The organism is Pseudomonas sp. HY13-MNA-CIBAN-0226, from assembly GCF_040310305.1.
GTDB classification, from domain to species: domain Bacteria; phylum Pseudomonadota; class Gammaproteobacteria; order Pseudomonadales; family Pseudomonadaceae; genus Aquipseudomonas; species Aquipseudomonas gregormendelii.
The window spans coordinates 1-18,172 of the sequence record NZ_JBEOPS010000015.1 but is presented as its reverse complement, the minus strand read 5'-3'; the positions used below and the strand labels follow the sequence as shown (position 1 = coordinate 18,172).

General features: G+C 60.1%; 21 protein-coding genes. 16 read left to right on the top strand and 5 right to left on the bottom strand.

The genetic code is table 11. The annotated features are described in order from the left end of the window. Window positions 1–16: 16 nt before the first annotated feature. The 5 genes from AAEZ05_RS17345 (at window position 17) to AAEZ05_RS17325 (ending at window position 5,781) form a co-directional block, all read left to right on the top strand. Window positions 17–394: a gamma-butyrobetaine hydroxylase family protein gene (locus tag AAEZ05_RS17345; RefSeq protein WP_045061950.1), complete on the top strand. Its 378-nt coding sequence runs from the start codon at window positions 17–19 to the stop codon at window positions 392–394. Window positions 395–650: 256 nt separating this feature from the next. After that, a complete protein-coding gene (gene phaC / locus AAEZ05_RS17340; RefSeq protein WP_045061951.1) occupies window positions 651–2,330 on the top strand; it encodes a class II poly(R)-hydroxyalkanoic acid synthase in 1,680 nt (559 codons plus the stop codon). A gap of 136 nt (window positions 2,331–2,466) precedes the next feature. Beyond that, window positions 2,467–3,321 carry a poly(3-hydroxyalkanoate) depolymerase gene (gene phaZ, locus AAEZ05_RS17335; protein WP_045061952.1) on the top strand — a complete coding sequence of 285 codons (855 nt, stop codon included), beginning with the start codon at window positions 2,467–2,469 and terminating at the stop codon, window positions 3,319–3,321. A 129-nt stretch (window positions 3,322–3,450) separates the two neighbouring features. Then, on the top strand, window positions 3,451–5,133 hold the full coding sequence (phaC, locus tag AAEZ05_RS17330; RefSeq protein WP_350598034.1) for a class II poly(R)-hydroxyalkanoic acid synthase: 1,683 nt from the start codon (window positions 3,451–3,453) through the stop codon (window positions 5,131–5,133). A gap of 27 nt (window positions 5,134–5,160) precedes the next feature. Next, the gene (locus AAEZ05_RS17325) at window positions 5,161–5,781 is read left to right on the top strand and encodes a TetR/AcrR family transcriptional regulator (RefSeq protein ID WP_045061954.1); all 621 of its coding nucleotides are present in this window, start codon (window positions 5,161–5,163) and stop codon (window positions 5,779–5,781) included. A 197-nt stretch (window positions 5,782–5,978) separates the two neighbouring features. Here AAEZ05_RS17325 and AAEZ05_RS17320 read toward each other — a convergent pair whose 3' ends face one another. The 3 genes from AAEZ05_RS17320 to AAEZ05_RS17310 form a co-directional block, all read right to left on the bottom strand. Then, window positions 5,979–6,836 carry a phasin family protein gene (locus tag AAEZ05_RS17320; protein ID WP_350648243.1) on the bottom strand — a complete coding sequence of 286 codons (858 nt, stop codon included), beginning with the start codon at window positions 6,834–6,836 and terminating at the stop codon, window positions 5,979–5,981. A gap of 10 nt (window positions 6,837–6,846) precedes the next feature. Then, entirely contained in the window at window positions 6,847–7,269 is a 423-nt protein-coding gene (locus tag AAEZ05_RS17315; protein WP_045061956.1) for a phasin family protein, read from the bottom strand. A 204-nt stretch (window positions 7,270–7,473) separates the two neighbouring features. Continuing rightward, a complete protein-coding gene (locus tag AAEZ05_RS17310) occupies window positions 7,474–7,749 on the bottom strand; it encodes a polyhydroxyalkanoic acid system family protein (protein ID WP_350648241.1) in 276 nt (91 codons plus the stop codon). A gap of 154 nt (window positions 7,750–7,903) precedes the next feature. Here AAEZ05_RS17310 and ubiE point away from each other — a divergent pair, with 154 nt between their 5' ends. The 11 genes from ubiE (at window position 7,904) to AAEZ05_RS30775 (ending at window position 16,061) form a co-directional block, all read left to right on the top strand. Next, window positions 7,904–8,674, top strand: a complete 771-nt coding sequence (gene ubiE, locus AAEZ05_RS17305) for a bifunctional demethylmenaquinone methyltransferase/2-methoxy-6-polyprenyl-1,4-benzoquinol methylase UbiE (RefSeq protein ID WP_007948968.1) — start codon at window positions 7,904–7,906, stop codon at window positions 8,672–8,674. After that, entirely contained in the window at window positions 8,674–9,297 is a 624-nt protein-coding gene (locus AAEZ05_RS17300; RefSeq protein WP_205893443.1) for a ubiquinone biosynthesis accessory factor UbiJ, read from the top strand. The genes ubiE and AAEZ05_RS17300 overlap by 1 nt, the downstream gene beginning before the upstream one ends. Next, window positions 9,294–10,898, top strand: a complete 1,605-nt coding sequence (gene ubiB / locus AAEZ05_RS17295; protein ID WP_045061959.1) for a ubiquinone biosynthesis regulatory protein kinase UbiB — start codon at window positions 9,294–9,296, stop codon at window positions 10,896–10,898. Before AAEZ05_RS17300 ends, ubiB begins: the two co-directional genes overlap by 4 nt. An 80-nt stretch (window positions 10,899–10,978) precedes the next feature. Further along, window positions 10,979–11,380 (top strand): phosphoribosyl-AMP cyclohydrolase, encoded by a 402-nt coding sequence (gene hisI, locus AAEZ05_RS17290; protein ID WP_045061960.1) that lies wholly within the window; start codon window positions 10,979–10,981, stop codon window positions 11,378–11,380. Beyond that, on the top strand, window positions 11,373–11,705 hold the full coding sequence (locus AAEZ05_RS17285) for a phosphoribosyl-ATP diphosphatase (protein ID WP_008047820.1): 333 nt from the start codon (window positions 11,373–11,375) through the stop codon (window positions 11,703–11,705). The genes hisI and AAEZ05_RS17285 overlap by 8 nt, the downstream gene beginning before the upstream one ends. Before the next feature lie 25 nt (window positions 11,706–11,730). Further along, complete coding sequence (locus tag AAEZ05_RS17280) at window positions 11,731–12,006, top strand: twin-arginine translocase TatA/TatE family subunit (RefSeq protein WP_045061961.1); 276 nt, start codon at window positions 11,731–11,733, stop codon at window positions 12,004–12,006. 10 nt (window positions 12,007–12,016) lie between these two features. After that, entirely contained in the window at window positions 12,017–12,463 is a 447-nt protein-coding gene (tatB, locus tag AAEZ05_RS17275; RefSeq protein WP_205893444.1) for a Sec-independent protein translocase protein TatB, read from the top strand. After that, the gene (gene tatC, locus AAEZ05_RS17270; protein ID WP_045061963.1) at window positions 12,460–13,254 is read left to right on the top strand and encodes a twin-arginine translocase subunit TatC; all 795 of its coding nucleotides are present in this window, start codon (window positions 12,460–12,462) and stop codon (window positions 13,252–13,254) included. The genes tatB and tatC overlap by 4 nt, the downstream gene beginning before the upstream one ends. Beyond that, window positions 13,251–13,958: a 16S rRNA (uracil(1498)-N(3))-methyltransferase gene (locus AAEZ05_RS17265; protein WP_350648238.1), complete on the top strand. Its 708-nt coding sequence runs from the start codon at window positions 13,251–13,253 to the stop codon at window positions 13,956–13,958. Before tatC ends, AAEZ05_RS17265 begins: the two co-directional genes overlap by 4 nt. A gap of 187 nt (window positions 13,959–14,145) precedes the next feature. After that, a complete protein-coding gene (locus AAEZ05_RS17260) occupies window positions 14,146–15,810 on the top strand; it encodes a methyl-accepting chemotaxis protein (protein WP_502947777.1) in 1,665 nt (554 codons plus the stop codon). 59 nt (window positions 15,811–15,869) lie between these two features. Continuing rightward, window positions 15,870–16,061, top strand: coding sequence for a hypothetical protein (locus tag AAEZ05_RS30775; protein ID WP_502947776.1), 192 nt, complete (start codon window positions 15,870–15,872; stop codon window positions 16,059–16,061). A gap of 152 nt (window positions 16,062–16,213) precedes the next feature. Here the strand turns inward: AAEZ05_RS30775 and AAEZ05_RS17255 are convergent, their stop codons facing one another. Together AAEZ05_RS17255 and AAEZ05_RS17250 are read right to left on the bottom strand one after the other, a co-directional pair. Beyond that, a complete protein-coding gene (locus AAEZ05_RS17255) occupies window positions 16,214–16,948 on the bottom strand; it encodes an amino acid ABC transporter ATP-binding protein (RefSeq protein WP_045061966.1) in 735 nt (244 codons plus the stop codon). After that, a complete protein-coding gene (locus AAEZ05_RS17250; protein WP_045062030.1) occupies window positions 16,941–17,900 on the bottom strand; it encodes an amino acid ABC transporter permease in 960 nt (319 codons plus the stop codon). Before AAEZ05_RS17250 ends, AAEZ05_RS17255 begins: the two co-directional genes overlap by 8 nt. Window positions 17,901–18,172 lie beyond the last annotated feature (272 nt).

Below are 18,172 nucleotides of genomic sequence, written 5' to 3'. Positions count from 1 at the left end.
CGACGGACGACCTTTCATGACCCAACTCCCCACCGACATCAAGCTGCACAAAGCCTCGAAAACCCTGTCGCTGAAATACGCGTCCGGCGAGGAACATCACCTGCCCGCGGAATTCCTGCGCGTGCACTCCCCTTCCGCCGAGGTCCAGGGCCACGGCAAACCCATCCTGCAATTTGGCAAGATCGGCGTCGGCCTGAGCAAGGTCGAACCGGCCGGTCAGTACGCACTGAAATTGACCTTCGATGACGGCCACGACAGCGGCCTGTTCACCTGGGAATATCTGTATCAGCTGGGCGTGCGCCAGGAAGACCTCTGGAACGATTATCTTGCAGAGCTCAAGGCTGCCGGAAAAACCCGCGACCCGAACCAATCCGTCGTCAGGCTGATGCTCTAGTCCGCACCTCTTGCTCATTAGAAGGCATTTTCTAATTTCATCTGTTTGAATGCTCCGCTCCAGGGCCGACGATTAGCCCGCTTGCGAAAAAAATTAAACTCGGGTAACCAATGGAGCTGGCAAGTTCCCTGCAGTGCTCTCTGCATAAAAGCAGTGGTGCAGAACTATCGGTCACCCGAGTAGTAGTACCTGGCATTTGCTGTGTGACTACACAGCTGGACTCAGGTACTCGTCTCAGGACAATGGAGCGTCGTAGATGAGTAACAAGAATAACGATGACCTGAAATCTCAGGCCTCGGAAAATACCTTGGGGCTGAATCCTGTCGTTGGACTGCGTAGAAAGGATCTTCTGGGCTCAGCTCGAATGGTGCTGACCCAAGCCATCAAACAACCGATTCACAGCGTCAAGCACGTTGCCCATTTCGGCCTCGAACTCAAGAATGTCCTGTTCGGTAAATCCGAACTCCAGCCTGCCGGTGATGATCGCCGCTTCGCCGACCCGGCCTGGAGCCAGAACCCGCTCTACAAACGTTATCTGCAAACCTACCTGGCGTGGCGCAAGGAACTCCACGACTGGATCGACGACAGCAGCCTTTCGCCCAAGGATGTCGCCCGCGGGCACTTCGTCATCAACCTCATGACCGAGGCAATGGCCCCGACCAACAGTGCAGCCAACCCGGCGGCGGTCAAACGCTTTTTCGAAACCGGGGGCAAAAGCCTGCTCGACGGCCTCTCGCATCTGGCCAAGGACCTGGTACACAACGGCGGCATGCCCAGCCAGGTCAACATGGGTGCGTTCGAAGTGGGCAAGAGCCTGGGCGTGACCGAAGGCGCGGTAGTGTTTCGCAACGACGTACTGGAGCTGATCCAGTACCGGCCTATCACCGAGCAGGTGCACGAGCGCCCGCTGCTGGTAGTGCCACCGCAAATCAACAAGTTCTATGTATTCGACCTCAGTCCGGACAAGAGCCTGGCGCGGTTCTGCCTGCGCAACAACGTGCAGACCTTCATTGTCAGCTGGCGCAACCCGACCAAGGAGCAGCGCGAGTGGGGCCTGTCGACCTATATCGAAGCGCTCAAGGAAGCAGTCGACGTCGTCACCGCTATCACCGGCAGCAAGGACGTGAACATGCTCGGCGCCTGCTCCGGCGGGATCACCTGCACTGCGCTGCTGGGCCACTATGCCGCGATCGGCGAGAAGAAGGTCAATGCCCTGACGCTCCTGGTCAGCGTCCTGGACACGACGCTGGACAGCGACGTGGCGCTGTTCGTCGACGAGCAAACCCTCGAAGCCGCCAAGCGCCACTCCTATCAGGCCGGTGTACTGGAAGGCCGCGACATGGCGAAAGTCTTCGCCTGGATGCGCCCCAACGACCTGATCTGGAACTACTGGGTCAATAACTACCTGCTGGGCAACGAGCCGCCGGTGTTCGACATCCTGTTCTGGAACAACGACACCACGAGATTGCCCGCCGCCTTCCACGGCGACCTGATCGAGATGTTCAAAAACAACCCACTGATCCGCCCGAATGCACTGGAAGTGTGCGGCACCGCCATCGATCTGAAGCAGGTCACGGCCGACATCTTTTCCCTGGCCGGCACCAACGACCACATCACGCCGTGGAAGTCCTGCTACAAGTCGGCGCAACTGTTCGGCGGTAACGTCGAGTTCGTGCTGTCGAGCAGCGGCCACATCCAAAGCATTCTGAACCCGCCTGGCAATCCAAAGTCACGTTACATGACCAGCAGCGAAATGGCGGTGAACGCCGAGCAGTGGCAGGAGAATTCCACCAAGCACACTGACTCCTGGTGGCTGCACTGGCAGGCCTGGCAGGCGGAGCGTTCAGGCAAGCTGAAGAAATCGCCGACCAGCCTGGGCAACAAGACCTTCACCGCCGGCGAAGCTGCACCGGGGACTTACGTACACGAGCGGTAACCGATACACCTCGGTCTGCAGGAGCTGCCGCAGGCTGCGATCTTTTGATCCTGGTTTTCAAAATCAAGATCAAAGATCGCAGCCTTCGGCAGCTCCTACGGGGTTCGGGGATGAATTCACCCACAGGGCCTGACGCATGCCGCAACCGTTCATTTTTCGTACCGTCGACCTGGATGGCCAGACCCTCCGGACCGCCGTACGCCCCGGCAAGCCTCATTTGACGCCCTTGCTTATTTTCAACGGCATCGGCGCCAACCTGGAGCTGGTATTTCCGTTTGTCGCGGCGCTGGACCCGGACCTGGAAGTCATCGCCTTCGATGTTCCGGGAGTGGGTGGCTCGTCGACGCCAAGTCGGCCCTACCGCTTTCCGGGCCTGGCGAAACTCACGGCACGCATGCTCGACTACCTCGACTACGGCCGGGTCAACGTGATCGGCGTGTCCTGGGGCGGCGCCCTGGCCCAACAGTTTGCCTACGACTACCCCGAACGCTGCAAGAAACTCGTCCTGGCTGCGACTGCGGCCGGTGCGGTGATGGTCCCGGGTAAACCCAAAGTGCTGTGGATGATGGCCAGCCCCAGGCGCTACATCCAGCCGTCCCATGTGATCCGTATCGCACCGATGATTTACGGCGGCTCGTTCCGCCGCGATTCGACCCTGGCGGCCAGCCACGCGGCGAAAGTCCGTTCAGCGGGCAAGCTTGGCTATTACTGGCAGCTGTTCGCCGGCCTTGGCTGGACCAGCATTCACTGGCTGCACAAAATTCACCAGCCGACCCTGGTTCTGGCAGGTGATGACGACCCATTGATCCCCCTGGTCAACATGCGCCTGCTGGCCTGGCGGATTCCCAACGCTCAGCTGCACATCATCGATGACGGTCATTTGTTCCTGATCACCAGGGCCGAAGCGGTGGCGCCGATCATCATGAAATTCCTCGAAGAGGAACGCCAGCGCGCAGTGATGCACCCGCATCCGGCGCCATTGGGCGGTTAACCGGCACCGACGTTTGGTCACAAAAAGGAATCGGCAGGACGCCGTACCGCGCAACAACCCGTTAGTGCGGCTATGGTGTTCTGGTCCAGTGAGTTTGTTTTTGGCCTGAAGACGAAGGAGTGTTGAGTCATGCGCGAAAAACCAGTGCGGGATTCCCTGCCCACTCCCGCCGCGTTCATCAACGCACAAAGTGCGATTACCGGCTTGCGTGGCCGCGATATGCTGTCGACCTTGCGCAGTGTGGCCGCTCACGGCTTGCGCAATCCGCTGCACAGTGCCCGGCACGCGTTGAAGTTCGGCGGCCAGTTGGGTCGCGTGCTGTTGGGCGAAACCCTGCACCCGACCAACCCGCAGGACAATCGGTTTGCCGACCCCGCTTGGAGTCTCAATCCATTTTACCGCCGCAGCCTGCAGGCCTATCTCAGCTGGCAGAAGCAAGTCAAAAGCTGGATCGACGAGAGCAATTTGAGCCCCGACGATCGAGCCCGCGCGCACTTCGCGTTCGCCTTGCTCAACGACGCCGTGGCACCTTCCAACTCTTTGCTCAACCCGCTGGCAATCAAGGAAATCTTCAACTCGGGTGGCAACAGCCTGGTGCGCGGAATCAGCCATCTGGTCGATGACTTGCTGCACAACGACGGCCTGCCCCGGCAAGTCACCAAACAGGCCTTCGAAGTCGGGAAAACCGTCGCGACAACCACAGGCTCCGTGGTGTTTCGCAATGAATTGCTGGAGTTGATCCAGTACCGGCCGATGAGCGAGAAACAGTATTCGAAACCCTTGCTGGTGGTGCCGCCGCAGATTAACAAGTACTACATCTTTGACCTGAGCCCCGCCAACAGCTTCGTCCAGTTCGCCCTGAAAAACGGCCTGCAGACCTTCATGATCAGCTGGCGCAACCCCGATGTACGTCACCGTGAATGGGGTCTTTCGACCTACGTTGAAGCTGTCGAGGAAGCGATGAACGTTTGCCGGGCGATCACCGGCGCGCGGGAGGTCAACCTCATGGGCGCCTGCGCCGGGGGCCTGACCATTGCCGCGCTGCAAGGTCACCTGCAGGCCAAGCGCCAGCTGCGCCGGGTCTCCAGCGCTACCTACCTGGTCAGCCTGCTGGACAGTCAGATGGACTCCCCCGCCACCCTGTTCGCCGATGAGCAGACACTGGAAGCTGCCAAGCGTCGCTCTTACCAGAAAGGTGTGCTGGACGGCCGCGACATGGCCAAGGTGTTCGCCTGGATGCGTCCCAACGACCTGATCTGGAGTTACTTCGTCAACAATTACCTGCTGGGCAAAGAACCGCCGGCCTTCGACATTCTCTATTGGAACAACGACAACACCCGTCTGCCAGCGGCGCTGCATGGCGATCTGCTGGACTTCTTCAAACACAATCCGCTGACTCACCCCGGCGGGCTGGAGGTGTGCGGCACGCCAATCGACCTGCAGAAGGTCACGGTCGACAGCTTCAGCGTGGCCGGCATAAACGATCACATCACGCCGTGGGATGCGGTGTACCGCTCCACCTTGCTGCTTGGCGGCGACAGGCGTTTCGTGCTGTCCAACAGCGGCCACGTGCAGAGCATCCTCAACCCGCCGAGCAACCCAAAAGCCAATTTCATCGAAGGCGCCAAACTGAGCCTCGACCCACGGGCCTGGTTTTATGACGCCAAGCAGGTCGACGGCAGCTGGTGGACCCAATGGCTGAGTTGGGTCCAGGCACGCTCAGGGGCGCAGAAAGAAACCCACATGGCCCTCGGCAATCAGAACTATCCACCGATGGAGGCTGCACCCGGCACCTATGTGCGAGTGCGCTGACGTTCAACGAACCATTAAGAAGACTGGATGAAGACCCGCGACCGGATTCTCGAATGTGCCTTGCAGTTGTTCAACCAGAAGGGCGAACCGAACGTTTCGACCATGGAAGTGGCCAACGAAATGGGCATCAGCCCGGGCAACCTCTACTACCACTTTCACGGCAAGGAGCCGCTGATACTGGGTTTGTTCGAGCGCTTTCAAAGCGAACTGTCGCCGCTGCTCGACCCGCCGCCGGACGCGCAATTGGCACCGGAAGATTACTGGCTGTTCCTGCACCTGATTGTCGAGCGACTGGCGCATTACCGCTTCCTGTTTCAGGACCTGTCCAATCTGGCAGGCCGCCTGCCCAAACTGGCCAAGGGGATCCGCAACCTGCTCAACGCGTTGAAGCGCACGCTGGCCTCGCTGTTGGCGCGCTTGAAGGCTCAGGGACAGCTGGTCAGCGATACCCAGGCACTTGGGCAATTGGTAGAGCAGATCACCATGACCTTGCTGTTTTCACTGGACTACCAGCGGATCCTCGATCGCGAGGGCGAGGTCCGGTTGGTGGTTTACCAGGTCATGATGCTGGTGGCGCCGCACTTGTTGCCGCCGATCAAGGTGGCGACCGAGCACCTGGCGATGCAGTACCTGGAAGAACATCAGTAAAAAATCACCGCACAACGCCGTACAACGCCGTAGGAGCTGCCGTAGGAGCTGCCGAGTGAAACGAGGCTGCGATCTTTTGATTTTTAAAGATCAAAAGATCGCAGCCTTCGGCAGCTCCTACGTAGATTCAGGAGGTCATGTTGTGCATAAAAAACGCCCGACCTTTGCAGGCCGGGCGTTTTTATTGAGTCCTGGAATCAGGACTGACTGGTTGGCGTCGATGGTGCTGGCGCGGCAGTCGGGGTTGCAGCCGGGGTCGGCGCGGCGGCCGAGTTCGACGTGCTGGCCGGGGTCGGCTTGGCGGCAGCCGTTGCGGCTGGTTTTGCTGCAGCGGCTTTCGGCGCCGCCGGCTTCTTCACTGCAGGCTTCTTCGCTGCGGCAGGTTTTGCCGCTGGCTTGGCAGCGGGTTTGGCCGCTGTGCTTTTTGCAGCAGGTTTGGCTGCCGGCTTGGCGGTGGCTTTTGCAGCAGCAGATTTGACGGCTGACTTCGCTGCAGCAGGTTTCGCTGCGGCAGTCTTGGCCACCGACTTGGCGGCAGACGCGGCTTTCGCTGCAGTCTTGGCTACCGGCTTGGCGACAGCTTTGGCCAGTGGCTTGGCAGCCGGTTTGGCCGCTGCGGTTTTAGTCGCCACTGGCGCAACCTTGGCGCCGGTGAGTTTTTCGATCTGCTTGGTCAGGGTATCGACCTTGCTATGCAGTGCCTTGACTTCATTACGGCTCGGCACGCCCAGACGCGAAATAGCGCTGTTCAGGCGCTTGTCAAAAGCACCTTCGAGCTCATCCCACTTGCCCAGTGCACGATCTTTCACGCCGCTGATGCGCGACTTGGCCGAAGTGGCGGAGTCTTTTGCCGCATCGACTTTATCGCCGACTGCATTCTTGGCGAGCTTCTCGGCTTTCTCGCCGTCTTTTACCAAGGTATCGAAGAGCTTGCTGCCGTCAGTGTCGATCTTCGAGTACACGCCTAAACCGGCCAGCCAGATTTTGCGGGAGTAGTCTTCAACTTTCCCGATCCACGAGCTGCCTTCTTTTTCGGTGTTCTTTTTACCAGCCATCCCGTTCTCCTTAAGATTTACGCGCGACGCGTTCGAGCAATGCCGTCAGCTCATCGAGCTTAGCAGAGAGTGTCTCAACGTCATGTTTAGACGGAATGCCGATACGATTCAAGGCACTTGCAACGCGCGAGTCAAAAGCCTTCTCGACCTTGTCGAGTTGCAGTTCGACTTTGCCTTTAAAACTACTGACTTCACTCTTTGCTTCATCGATCTCGGAGTTGGCGGCTTCAAGTTTTTCCGCAACTACCTTTTTGCCTTTTTTTTCAACAGTTTGACCTTCCTTGATCAACTCCTGAAAGTATTCGCTGCCTTCTTGGCCGACCTTGGTGTAGGCCCCCAGGCCTGCCAGCCAGATCTTGCGGGCATAAGATTTGACGTCGCCCAGAGCAGATGTCGAAGCGTCGATTTTTTTCTTCAAAATAACTTTGGCCATGGTGCACCTCACGCGCAGAAGGTTTGAGGAACTGCCCGCGAAAGAGTCGGGCTCAGGCACAAAGTAGTGAGAATAATTAGAAACGGCACCCTAACAACTGACATGAAACGGTGGTGCCTGAATGAAAAGATCGCAGCCTTCGGCAGTTCCTACAGAGGAATGTGGACTCTGTAGGAGCTGCCGAAGGCTGCGATCTTTTGATCTTCAGGCCAGGGCCTTGTCCAGCGCCTTTTCAATCTCGGCTTTGATCATACCGCTCATGGCCGACATCATCAGGCCCAACTCCACGTCGACCTTGATAGAATCCTCGGCCACATGCACCGCGCCCTTCACCCCCGAGCGCTTGAGATTCAGGGTATCGCCCGCCCACTGCGGCTCCAGGCCGTACTGATCGGACAGTTTCTGCGCCAGCTGGTCGGCCTTCTCGCGAGCCGCTTCCTTGCCCAGCGCGTGGGCACGTTCAAAACTAATACGGGCCATCAAATGACTCCTGCTTTATGAATGCTTCCTGAAGCATCTTGACCGCCGCTGCGGCAAAACGTCCCGGTGATTGCCTATCTTACCTTTAGCCACTCCAAGACAAAGCAGGCCACCGGGATTAGAATGTCCCGCATTCTCTTCTGGTGACAGCGATATGACTGATCAGCGCAAAGGCAGCGATGCCGAACCCACCACTCACTTCGGTTTCAAAAACGTTCCGGAAAGCCAAAAAGCGGAGAAAGTCGCTGAGGTCTTCCACTCGGTAGCCGCCAAGTACGACCTGATGAACGACCTCCTGTCGGGCGGCATGCACCGTTTGTGGAAGCGTTTTGCGATCGAACTGTCGGGTGTTCGCACCGGTAACCGGGTGCTGGACATCGCTGGCGGCACCGGCGACCTGACGAAAAAATTCTCGCACCTGGTAGGCCCTACTGGCCAGGTCGTGTTGGCCGACATCAACGAATCCATGCTCAAGGTCGGTCGTGACCGCCTGCTGGACCTCGGTGTTGCCGGCAACGTCGAATTCGTCCAGGCCGATGCGGAAAAGCTGCCCTTCCCGGACAACCATTTTGATTGCGTGACCATCGCCTTCGGCCTGCGCAACGTGACGCACAAGGAAGACGCCCTGCGTTCGATGCTGCGCGTACTCAAGCCGGGTGGTCGCCTGCTGGTGCTGGAATTCTCCAAACCGACCAACGCACTGATGTCCAAAGCCTACGACGCCTACTCGTTCGCCTTCATGCCGTTGATGGGCAAGCTGATCACCAACGACTCGGAAAGCTATCGCTACCTGGCCGAATCGATCCGCATGCACCCGAACCAGGAAACCCTGAAGTCGATGATGGTCGAGGCCGGTTTCGACCGCGTGACCTATCACAACATGACCGCAGGTATCGTTGCCCTGCACCGCGGCATCAAACCCTGATGTTGCTGGCCGGCCTGCTCGCCAGCGTTGAGCTCGGTCTTAACCGGGTGCTGCGCCTCGACAGCACGGCCTTGCCGCGCCTGGCGCATTTGAGTGGCAGGGTGATCGCCGTCGATTGCCGCAACCCGGCATTCCAGCTGTTCATTCTGCCCAGCGACGAAGGCCTGATGCTCGCCTCCCAGTGGGAGGCCGGCGCCGACTGCACCTTGCGTGCCCCGGCCTCAAGCCTGCTGAAACTGGCCATGAGCAAGGACAAGACTGCCGTGCTGCACGGCCCGGAAGTCGAGCTCGACGGCGACAGCGGCGTGCTGCTGGAACTGGCGGCGATCCTCCAGGACCTCGAGCTGGACTGGGAGTACGAACTCTCGCGCTGGCTGGGCCCTGTGGCAACACAACTGGTCGGCGGTCATTTGCGCAGTCGCGCGCGCTGGTACCAGCAAGGATTTGTCAGCCTCGGCCAAAACCTGGGCGAATACCTGGCCGAAGAATCGCGCACCCTCGTCGGTCAGCGCGAAGCCGAAGCCCGTTTCAGTGAACTGGACCAGATCAAACTTGATCTGGAACGTCTTGAGGCGCGTTTCGAGCGCCTTTCCCGATCTCTCGACCCAAGCGATAACGCATGAAGCTGCTTGCCGTCCGCCGTTTGTTGCGCATCCAGCGCGTTGTGATTCGCTACCGTCTCGATGACCTGCTGTTCGCCCTGCCGCTGCCCTGGTTCCTGCTGGCGCTGCGGTATGCATTGCCGTGGCGCTGGTTCCCGCGCAAAACGCTTGAGCTGAGCCGCGGCGCCCGACTGCGCCTGGCCCTGCAGGACCTGGGACCAATCTTCATCAAGTTCGGGCAGATCCTGTCCACCCGCCGCGACCTGCTGCCGGAAGACATCGCCGATGAATTGATGCTGCTGCAGGACCGTGTCCCGCCGTTCGATTCGCAAGTGTCGATCAAACTCATCGAAGAGCAGCTGGGCAAGAAGATCAGCGAAGTGTTCAGCCGATTCGACGTCCAACCGCTCGCTTCGGCTTCGGTAGCGCAGGTGCATGCCGCGCAGCTCAAGACCGGTGAAGAAGTCGTGGTCAAGGTGATCCGCCCCGGCCTCAAGCCGATCATCGCCCAGGACCTGGCATGGCTGTTCATCCTGGCTCGCGCGGCAGAAAAACTCTCGGCCGATGCGCGCCTGCTGCATCCGGTGGACGTGGTCCAGGACTACGAGAAAACCATCTACGACGAACTCGACCTGCTGCGCGAAGCCGCCAACGCCAGCCAGCTCAAGCGCAACTTCGAAGGCTCGCCACTGCTCTACGTGCCGCAAGTCTATTGGGATTGGTGCCGGCCCAAAGTGCTGGTGATGGAGCGCATCTACGGGGTTCAGGTGACCGACCTCGCGACCCTGGCCGACCAGCGCACCGACATGAAGATGCTCGCCGAACGCGGCGTCGAAATCTTCTTTACCCAGGTGTTCCGTGACAGCTTTTTCCATGCCGACATGCACCCGGGCAACATCTTCGTCAGCACCGTCAACCCGTGGAGCCCGCAGTACATTGCGATCGACTGCGGCATCGTTGGCAGCCTGACCCCGGAAGACCAGGACTATCTGGCCCGCAACCTGTTCGCTTTCTTCAAACGCGACTATCGGCGAGTGGCCCAGCTGCATATCGATTCGGGCTGGGTGCCGGCGGAAACCAAACTCAACGAATTCGAAGCGGCGATCCGCACTGTATGCGAACCGATCTTCGAAAAACCGTTAAAAGATATTTCATTCGGCCAGGTGCTGATGCGCCTGTTCCAGACCGCTCGACGCTTCAACATGGAAGTACAGCCGCAGCTTGTCCTGTTGCAAAAAACCCTGCTGAACATCGAAGGCCTGGGCCGCCAGCTGTACCCGGACCTCGATCTGTGGAACACCGCGCAACCGTTCCTCGAACGCTGGATGCGCGAGCGCGTCAGCCCCAAAGCGTTGCTGGGCAACGTGCAGAGCCAGTTTGAACAGCTACCGCACCTGGCCAACATGGCCCGCGACCTGCTCGAACGCATGTCCCAGCCTCACGCCTACGACCCGCCGCCACCCTGGCACCGCCGACGTGACGACTGGTTCCTGCGCCTGCTCGGCACCGCTCACCTGGCGGGCGGCGCAGTACTCGCGATCGGCGGCCCGCTGAACGACCTGGCCTATTGGCCAGCCGGAATCATGATGGCGGTCGGTTTGTATCTGGTCGTTCGCCGATAGCCAGTTGTGTGATCCGCTGGCACACTGTTTCAACGTTGGACTCCGCTAATGAAGTGCGGAGCCCGCTGTCGGAGTCGAAGATGAAAAACTGGCTGGACGAAATCAAGTGGGACGCCGATGGCCTGGTGCCCGCGATTGCCCAGGATCACAAGACCGGGCGCGTCCTGATGATGGCCTGGATGAACCGTGAAGCGCTGCAACTGACTGCCACGGAGAATCGTGCCATCTACTGGTCACGTTCCCGAGGCAAACTGTGGCGCAAGGGTGAGGAGTCCGGGCATGTGCAGACCCTGCATGAGATGCGCCTTGACTGTGACGCCGACGTGATCATTCTGATGGTCGAGCAGATCGGCGACATCGCCTGCCATACCGGCCGCCAGAGCTGCTTCTATCGAGTCTTCGAGAACGGCGACTGGAAAACCGTCGACCCGGTACTTAAAGACCCGCACGCCATTTACTCCGCAGGACACACCCATGAGTGACACCCTGACCCGCCTGGCCGAAGTGCTGGAAGAGCGCAAAGGCGCCGCTGCCGACAGCTCGTATGTTGCCAGCCTGTACCACAAGGGCCTGAACAAGATTCTGGAAAAAGTTGGCGAAGAATCCGTCGAAACCATCATTGCCGCCAAGGACGCTGCCATCAGCGGCGACTGCAGCGATGTGATCTACGAGACTGCCGACTTGTGGTTCCACAGCATGGTCATGCTCGCCCAACTGGGGCAGCATCCACAGGCTGTACTCGATGAACTCGACCGTCGCTTCGGTCTGTCCGGACACGCCGAGAAAGCCTCGCGCCCGTCCGCCTGAACAACTATTAGAGAGGAGCAGCAACATGGGCATTTTTGACTGGAAACACTGGGTCGTCATCCTGGTCGTTGTCGTGCTGGTATTCGGCACCAAGAAACTGAAGAACCTCGGCACCGACGTCGGCGAATCGATCAAGGGCTTCCGCAAAGCCATGAACGATGACGAAAAGCCCGCTGATCCAAGCGTGACCCCGGCGCAACCGGTACCACCTGTGCAGCCACAGGCCACCCCGGTCAACCCGCCGCACACCATCGACGTGCAGGCACAAAAAGTCGAAGAGCCGATTCGCAAAGACGTGTGAGCACTGACTAATGTTTGGTATCAGCTTCTCTGAACTGCTGCTCGTCGGCCTCGTCGCCCTGCTGGTGCTGGGCCCCGAACGCCTGCCGGGTGCTGCGCGCACTGCCGGCCTGTGGGTCGGTCGTCTGAAGCGCAGCTTCAACGCGATCAAACAGGAAGTTGAACGTGAGATCGGCGCCGACGAAATTCGCCGGCAGCTGCACAACGAGCATATCCTGTCCCTGGAGCAGGAGGCGCGGAAGATCTTCACGCCCACCCAGCAGGAGCCGACTCCGGTGCAGCCTGTCGCGGAGCCGACCATTCATGCCCCGGTGCCGAACATCGAGCCGACAATCGGCGCTGAACCTGCGCCTGTCGCTGCTCCTGCGGCGCAGCCTCTGGCCGAATCTGCAACACCTGCGGCTGCGCCTGTTGCGCCTGCCCCTCATGACCCAACACTGCCGCCGCGAGCCCCATGAGCGATCTTCCTGAAAATGACCAGCACATGCCGCTGGTTTCGCACCTCACCGAGTTGCGCACCCGCCTGCTGCGCTGCGTAGCGGCGATCTTCATCGTCTTCGCCGGGTTGTTCGCCTTCACCCAGCAAATCTATACCTTCGTCTCCACGCCGCTGCGCCAGTATTTGCCGGAAGGCGCGACAATGATCGCTACCGATGTGTCGTCGCCCTTCCTGACGCCACTGAAGCTGACGATGATGGTTTCGCTGTTCCTGGCGATTCCGGTGATCCTGCATCAGATTTGGGGTTTCATCGCACCAGGCCTGTACAAGCACGAGAAGCGCATCGCCGTGCCACTGCTGATGTCCAGCATCCTGCTGTTCTATACCGGCATGGCGTTCGCCTACTACCTGGTGTTCCCGTTGATCTTCAAATTCTTCGCTGCCGCTACGCCGGCCGGTGTGGAAATGATGACCGACATCACCAGCTACCTCGACTTCGTCATGACGCTGTTCTTCGCCTTCGGCGTGGCGTTCGAAATCCCGGTAGCCGTGGTATTGCTGGTGTGGATCGGTGTAGTCGACGTCAAGTACCTGAGGAAAATCCGCCCGTACGTGATCATTGGCTGCTTCGTGGTCGGCATGATCCTGACGCCGCCGGACATTTTCTCGCAGACCCTGCTGGCCGTACCAATGTGGCTGCTGTTTGAAATCGGCATCCTGTTCGGCAGCCTGATCAGCAAGCGTGGCGAGCACCCGGACGACCAGCCGGCTGACGACTCCAACGACCAGCCGCCAGCGACCCAGCCGTGAACCTGCTGCTTCTCGAAGAGGCCGATTTCATTGCGGCCGATCGGGTGATCCTGCGTGATCGCCGCCTGACCCACATGCAGGAAGTCCACCGTTCGCAAGTCGGTGACAGCCTGCGGGTCGGCAGGATTGGCGGTCTGATGGGGTCTGCCGAGTTGCTGCACCTGGACACCACCGAAGCCGAATTGCGCGTCACCCTTGATCAGCCCCCTCCGAGCAAGCTGCCGCTGACCATGGTGTTGGCCCTGCCACGCCCGAAAATGCTGCGCCGGGTGTTTCAGACCGTTGCGGCCATGGGAGTGCCGCGAATCATCCTGGTGAACAGCTATCGCGTCGAGAAGAGCTTCTGGCAAACGCCGTTCCTGGAACCAGACGCCATTCGCGAACAATTGATCCTCGGCCTTGAACAGGCCAGGGACAGCGTGTTGCCGGAAATTATTATCGAGAAGCGCTTCAAGCCGTTCGTCGAAGACCGGCTTCCCGCGATCACCGAAGGGACTCTGGGCCTGGTCGGCCATCCCGGCAACTACCCACCCTGCCCTCGCGGCCTGAACGAGCCGGTGACTCTGGCCATTGGTCCGGAAGGCGGCTGGATCCCCTACGAGATCGACCTGCTGGCCAAAGCCGGGCTGCAACCGGTACAACTGGGCGAGCGCATCCTGCGGGTCGAAACCGCGGTCACCGCCCTGCTGGCCCGACTCTTCTAAACACCACGCCCCCCGGTAGGAGCTGCCGCAGGCTGCGATCTTTTGATCCTGGCGTTTGTAAGGACGCCAGAACTCAAGATCAAGATCAAAATCAAAAGATCGCAGCCTTCGGCAGCTCCTACAGGTTCCGGAGAAGCTGCCGATACAACTCCCATAAAACCTACGTGTGGTTCGAGGGAGTTGCAGCATGTACCAATCGCTAGCTGATAAACTGGGGAACGTCAGCGTCAATCGCAAACTGGGAGTCGGTTTCGGATTGGTGCTGCTGCTGACCTGCCTGATCACCTTCACTGGCTGGACGGGCCTCAGCGGCGTCATGAGCCGGGGCGACAAGCTCGGTTTCATCTCCGGCCTGATCGAGCTGAGCAAAGACCTGCGCATCGCCCGCCAAGACTACGACATGCATCGCGGCGAACAGGGTCCCGGGACAGTCAACGATTTGCTCGGCCAACTGGATACCGGCCTGAAAACCGCACGCACCCTGATCGAACAGCCTGCCGATGCAGCCATGGTCGACCAGCAACTGGTCGCCGTCGCTGAATACAAGCGCGCCTTTGCCGACATGACCCAGGCAACCGCTGCTCGTGAAGACGCCCGGAGCAAACTGGGGGTAAACGCTGACAACGCCGTAGCGCAAGTCAGCACGGTCGAAAAATCCATGCTGCAAGGCGAAAGCGTTGCCGACTACAGCCAGGTGATCGAACTGAGCAAGCTGCTCCAGCAAGCGCGCTACCAGGTTCGCGGCTACACCTACAGCGGCAAGGCCGAAGCCCAGCAACCGGCACTGGACGCCATCGACACCGCCCTGAAAAGCCTCGACAGCCTCGCGGCAAAACTGCCTGAGCAGCACCTTGCCAACCTGCAACAGGCTACCGGGTCGCTGAAGGCTTACCGCGCGGCTGTCAGCCAGTTCCGCGACTCCCAGGTCGCAAACGCTACGGCGCTCACGCGCATGACCGCTCAGGGCGACATCCTGATCGACCTCAGCAAGAAGCTGACGGCCTCGCAGACCATTGTTCGCGACACCGATGCCGCGCACGCCAAGAACATGCTGTTGCTGGCCACCCTGCTCGCCCTGGCTTTCGGTCTGCTGGCGGCTTGGGCCATCACCCGCCAGATTGTCATTCCCCTGAGCCAGACCCTCAAAGTTGCCGAACGCATTGCAGCCGGCGACCTGACCCACAATCTGGTGTCTCGCCGCCAGGACGAACTGGGCCAGTTGCAGCGTGCTATCCAGAGCATGACCCAGGGCTTGCGCGAGTTGATTGGCGGCATCAGTGATGGCGTCACGCAAATCGCCAGCGCCGCCGAGGAGTTATCGGCAGTCACTGAGCAGACCAGCGCCGGGGTCAACAGCCAGAAGGTCGAGACCGATCAGGTGGCAACCGCCATGAACGAGATGACCGCTACCGTGCAAGAAGTCGCACGCAATGCGGAAGAAGCCTCGGAGGCCGCTGTGGCCGCCGACCAGCAGGCCCGTGAAGGGGACAAGGTGGTGGGTGAAGCCATCGCCCAGATCGAGCGCCTGGCGCTCGAAGTGGGCCACTCGACCGAGGCCATGGGCCATCTCAAGCGCGAGAGCGACAAGATCGGCAGCGTGCTCGACGTGATCAAGTCGGTAGCCCAGCAAACCAACCTGCTGGCGCTAAACGCCGCCATCGAAGCCGCCCGTGCCGGTGAAGCAGGCCGCGGTTTTGCCGTGGTTGCCGACGAAGTCCGCAGCCTCGCCCAGCGCACCCAGAAGTCGACCGAAGAAATCGAAGAGCTGATCGTTGGCCTGCAAGCCGGCACCCAGCAGGTGGCGACAATAATGGACAACAGCCGCAGCCTCACCGAAAGCACGTCGAACTGACCCGCCGCGCCGGTGGTTCGCTGGAAAGCATTACCCGCACAGTGTCAGCGATCCAGTCGATGAACCAGCAGATTGCCGCAGCGGCCGAGCAACAAAGCGCGGTGGCCGAAGAAATCAATCGCAGCGTGTTGAATGTGCGCGATGTGTCCGAGCAGACCTCGGCCGCCAGTGAAGAGACGGCGGCGTCGAGTGTCGAACTGGCACGGCTTGGTACTCATTTGCAGACGCTGGTGGGACGGTTCAAGGTCTGAGTTGATGCGAACGCCTCGGTTCACACAGGACCAAGGTGATGCTATCGCGGGCAAGCTCCCACAGGGTTCAACGGTGTTACGCAAATTGCATGAACACTGAACATACTGTGGGAGCGGGCTTGCCCGCGATGGCGGCCGGATGGCCGCCGCGATCAGAGAACCTGGCGCAGGAACGCCTGTGCCCGAGGATCCTTCGGCGCAGCGAAAAACTCGGCCGGCGAAGCATCTTCCAACAGCTTGCCGTGATCGAAGAACAACACCCGATCCGCCACTTCCCGCGCAAAGCCCATTTCATGGGTAACGCAGACCATCGTCATGCCTTCCACGGCCAGGGTCTTCATCACATCCAGCACTTCACCGACCATTTCCGGATCAAGCGCCGAGGTCGGTTCATCGAACAGCATCACCTTCGGCTCCATCGCCAGCGCCCGGGCAATGGCCACACGCTGTTGCTGACCGCCGGACAGGCGTGATGGAAACTCGTTGGCTTTCTGCGCGATACCGACCTTCTCCAGCAACGCCAGGGCCTTGGCCTCGCGCTCCTTTTTGCCGCGCTTGCGCACGACTTTTTGCGCCAGGCAGAGGTTTTCCAGTACGGTCATGTGCGGGAACAGGTTGAAATGCTGGAACACCATGCCGACTTCACGGCGGTAGGCATTCACGTCGGTTTTCGGGTCGGCCAGCTCCAGGCCGTCGATGCTCACTGAGCCGGAATCGAATTCTTCCAGGCCGTTGAGACAGCGCAGGAACGTCGACTTGCCGGAGCCGGACGGACCGATCACCACCAGCACTTCACCCCTGGCCACTTGCGTGGTGACGTTATCCACCGCGCGCACCACCTGGCCACGGGTATCGAAGACTTTTACCAGATCGCGGACTTCAATCACTTTGCGCGAGCCTCCGCTCTAGGCGGCTGGCGATTTTCGACAGCGGCAGGTTGATCAACAGGTACAGGCCGGCGACGCAGAACAGGATTTCGAACGGCGAGAACGAGGTAGTGATGACTTCCCGGCCGCTTTTGAGCAGTTCGGTAATCGCGATGACCGAGACCAGCGAAGTGTCCTTGACCAGGCTGATGAACTGCCCGGCCAGTGGCGGCAGCACGCGCTTGAATGCCTGCGGCAGGACCACATGACGCATCGACTGGCCAGCGCTCAGCCCCAGAGATCGCGCGGCTTCGTTCTGGCCGCGGGCGATCGACTGCACGCCAGAGCGGATGATTTCCGCGACATAGGCGCCGGTGAACAGTGACAGCGCGGCGATCCCGGCAAATTCCCGGGACAGGTTCATCACGGTGCCGATGAAGAAGTAGAAGATGAAGATCTGCACCAGCAGCGGCGTGCCGCGCACCAACTCGACATAAATGGTCGAGAGATCGCGCAAGGTCGGGTTGCTGGACAGCCGGCACAGGCCGGTTGCCAGGCCAATCAGCAGGCCGAGCACACCCGAGACCACCGACAGCCACAACGTCGTCCACAAGCCCCACAACAGCGGTCCTGCCGCCCAATGGCGAGTCACGCCCACGACATCGCCTTCTGCCACGTCATCGCCCTGGGCGACTTGCAGGCTGTTGTCATCGACGATCAGGTGCTGCTCGTCGCCAGCGTCGTTGCGCAGGGTGACTTCAGCCTTGTCACCCTTGCGTACCAGCTCGCTGACGGTGGAAATGTCAGCAGCACGCTGGGACTCTTCGGCGTGGTAGGCGAAGTACTGCGGCACACGGTTCCAGCGCCATTCGTAGGACATCAGCGAGGTGGCGTAGTACAAGGCGCCGGCCAGGCCGATCAGCACCAGCACGGTTAAAACGTGCCAGGGCCATTGGGCTTTTCTCTGTTTCATGGGTTTAGCAAAATCCGAAAGTTGTGTCGCCAGGAAGGCCTTCATCGCCAGCAGGCTGGCTCCCACACTGGATCTGTGACGCACACAAATCCCCTGTGGCAGCCCGCCAGGAAGGCCGTCATCGCCAGCAGGCTGGCTCCCACACTGGATCTGTGGCGCACACAAATCCCCTGTGGCAGCTCGCCAGGAAGGCCGTCATCGCCAGCAGGCTGGCTCCCACACTGGATCTGTGACGCACACAAATCCCCTGTGGCAGCCCGCCAGGAAGGCCG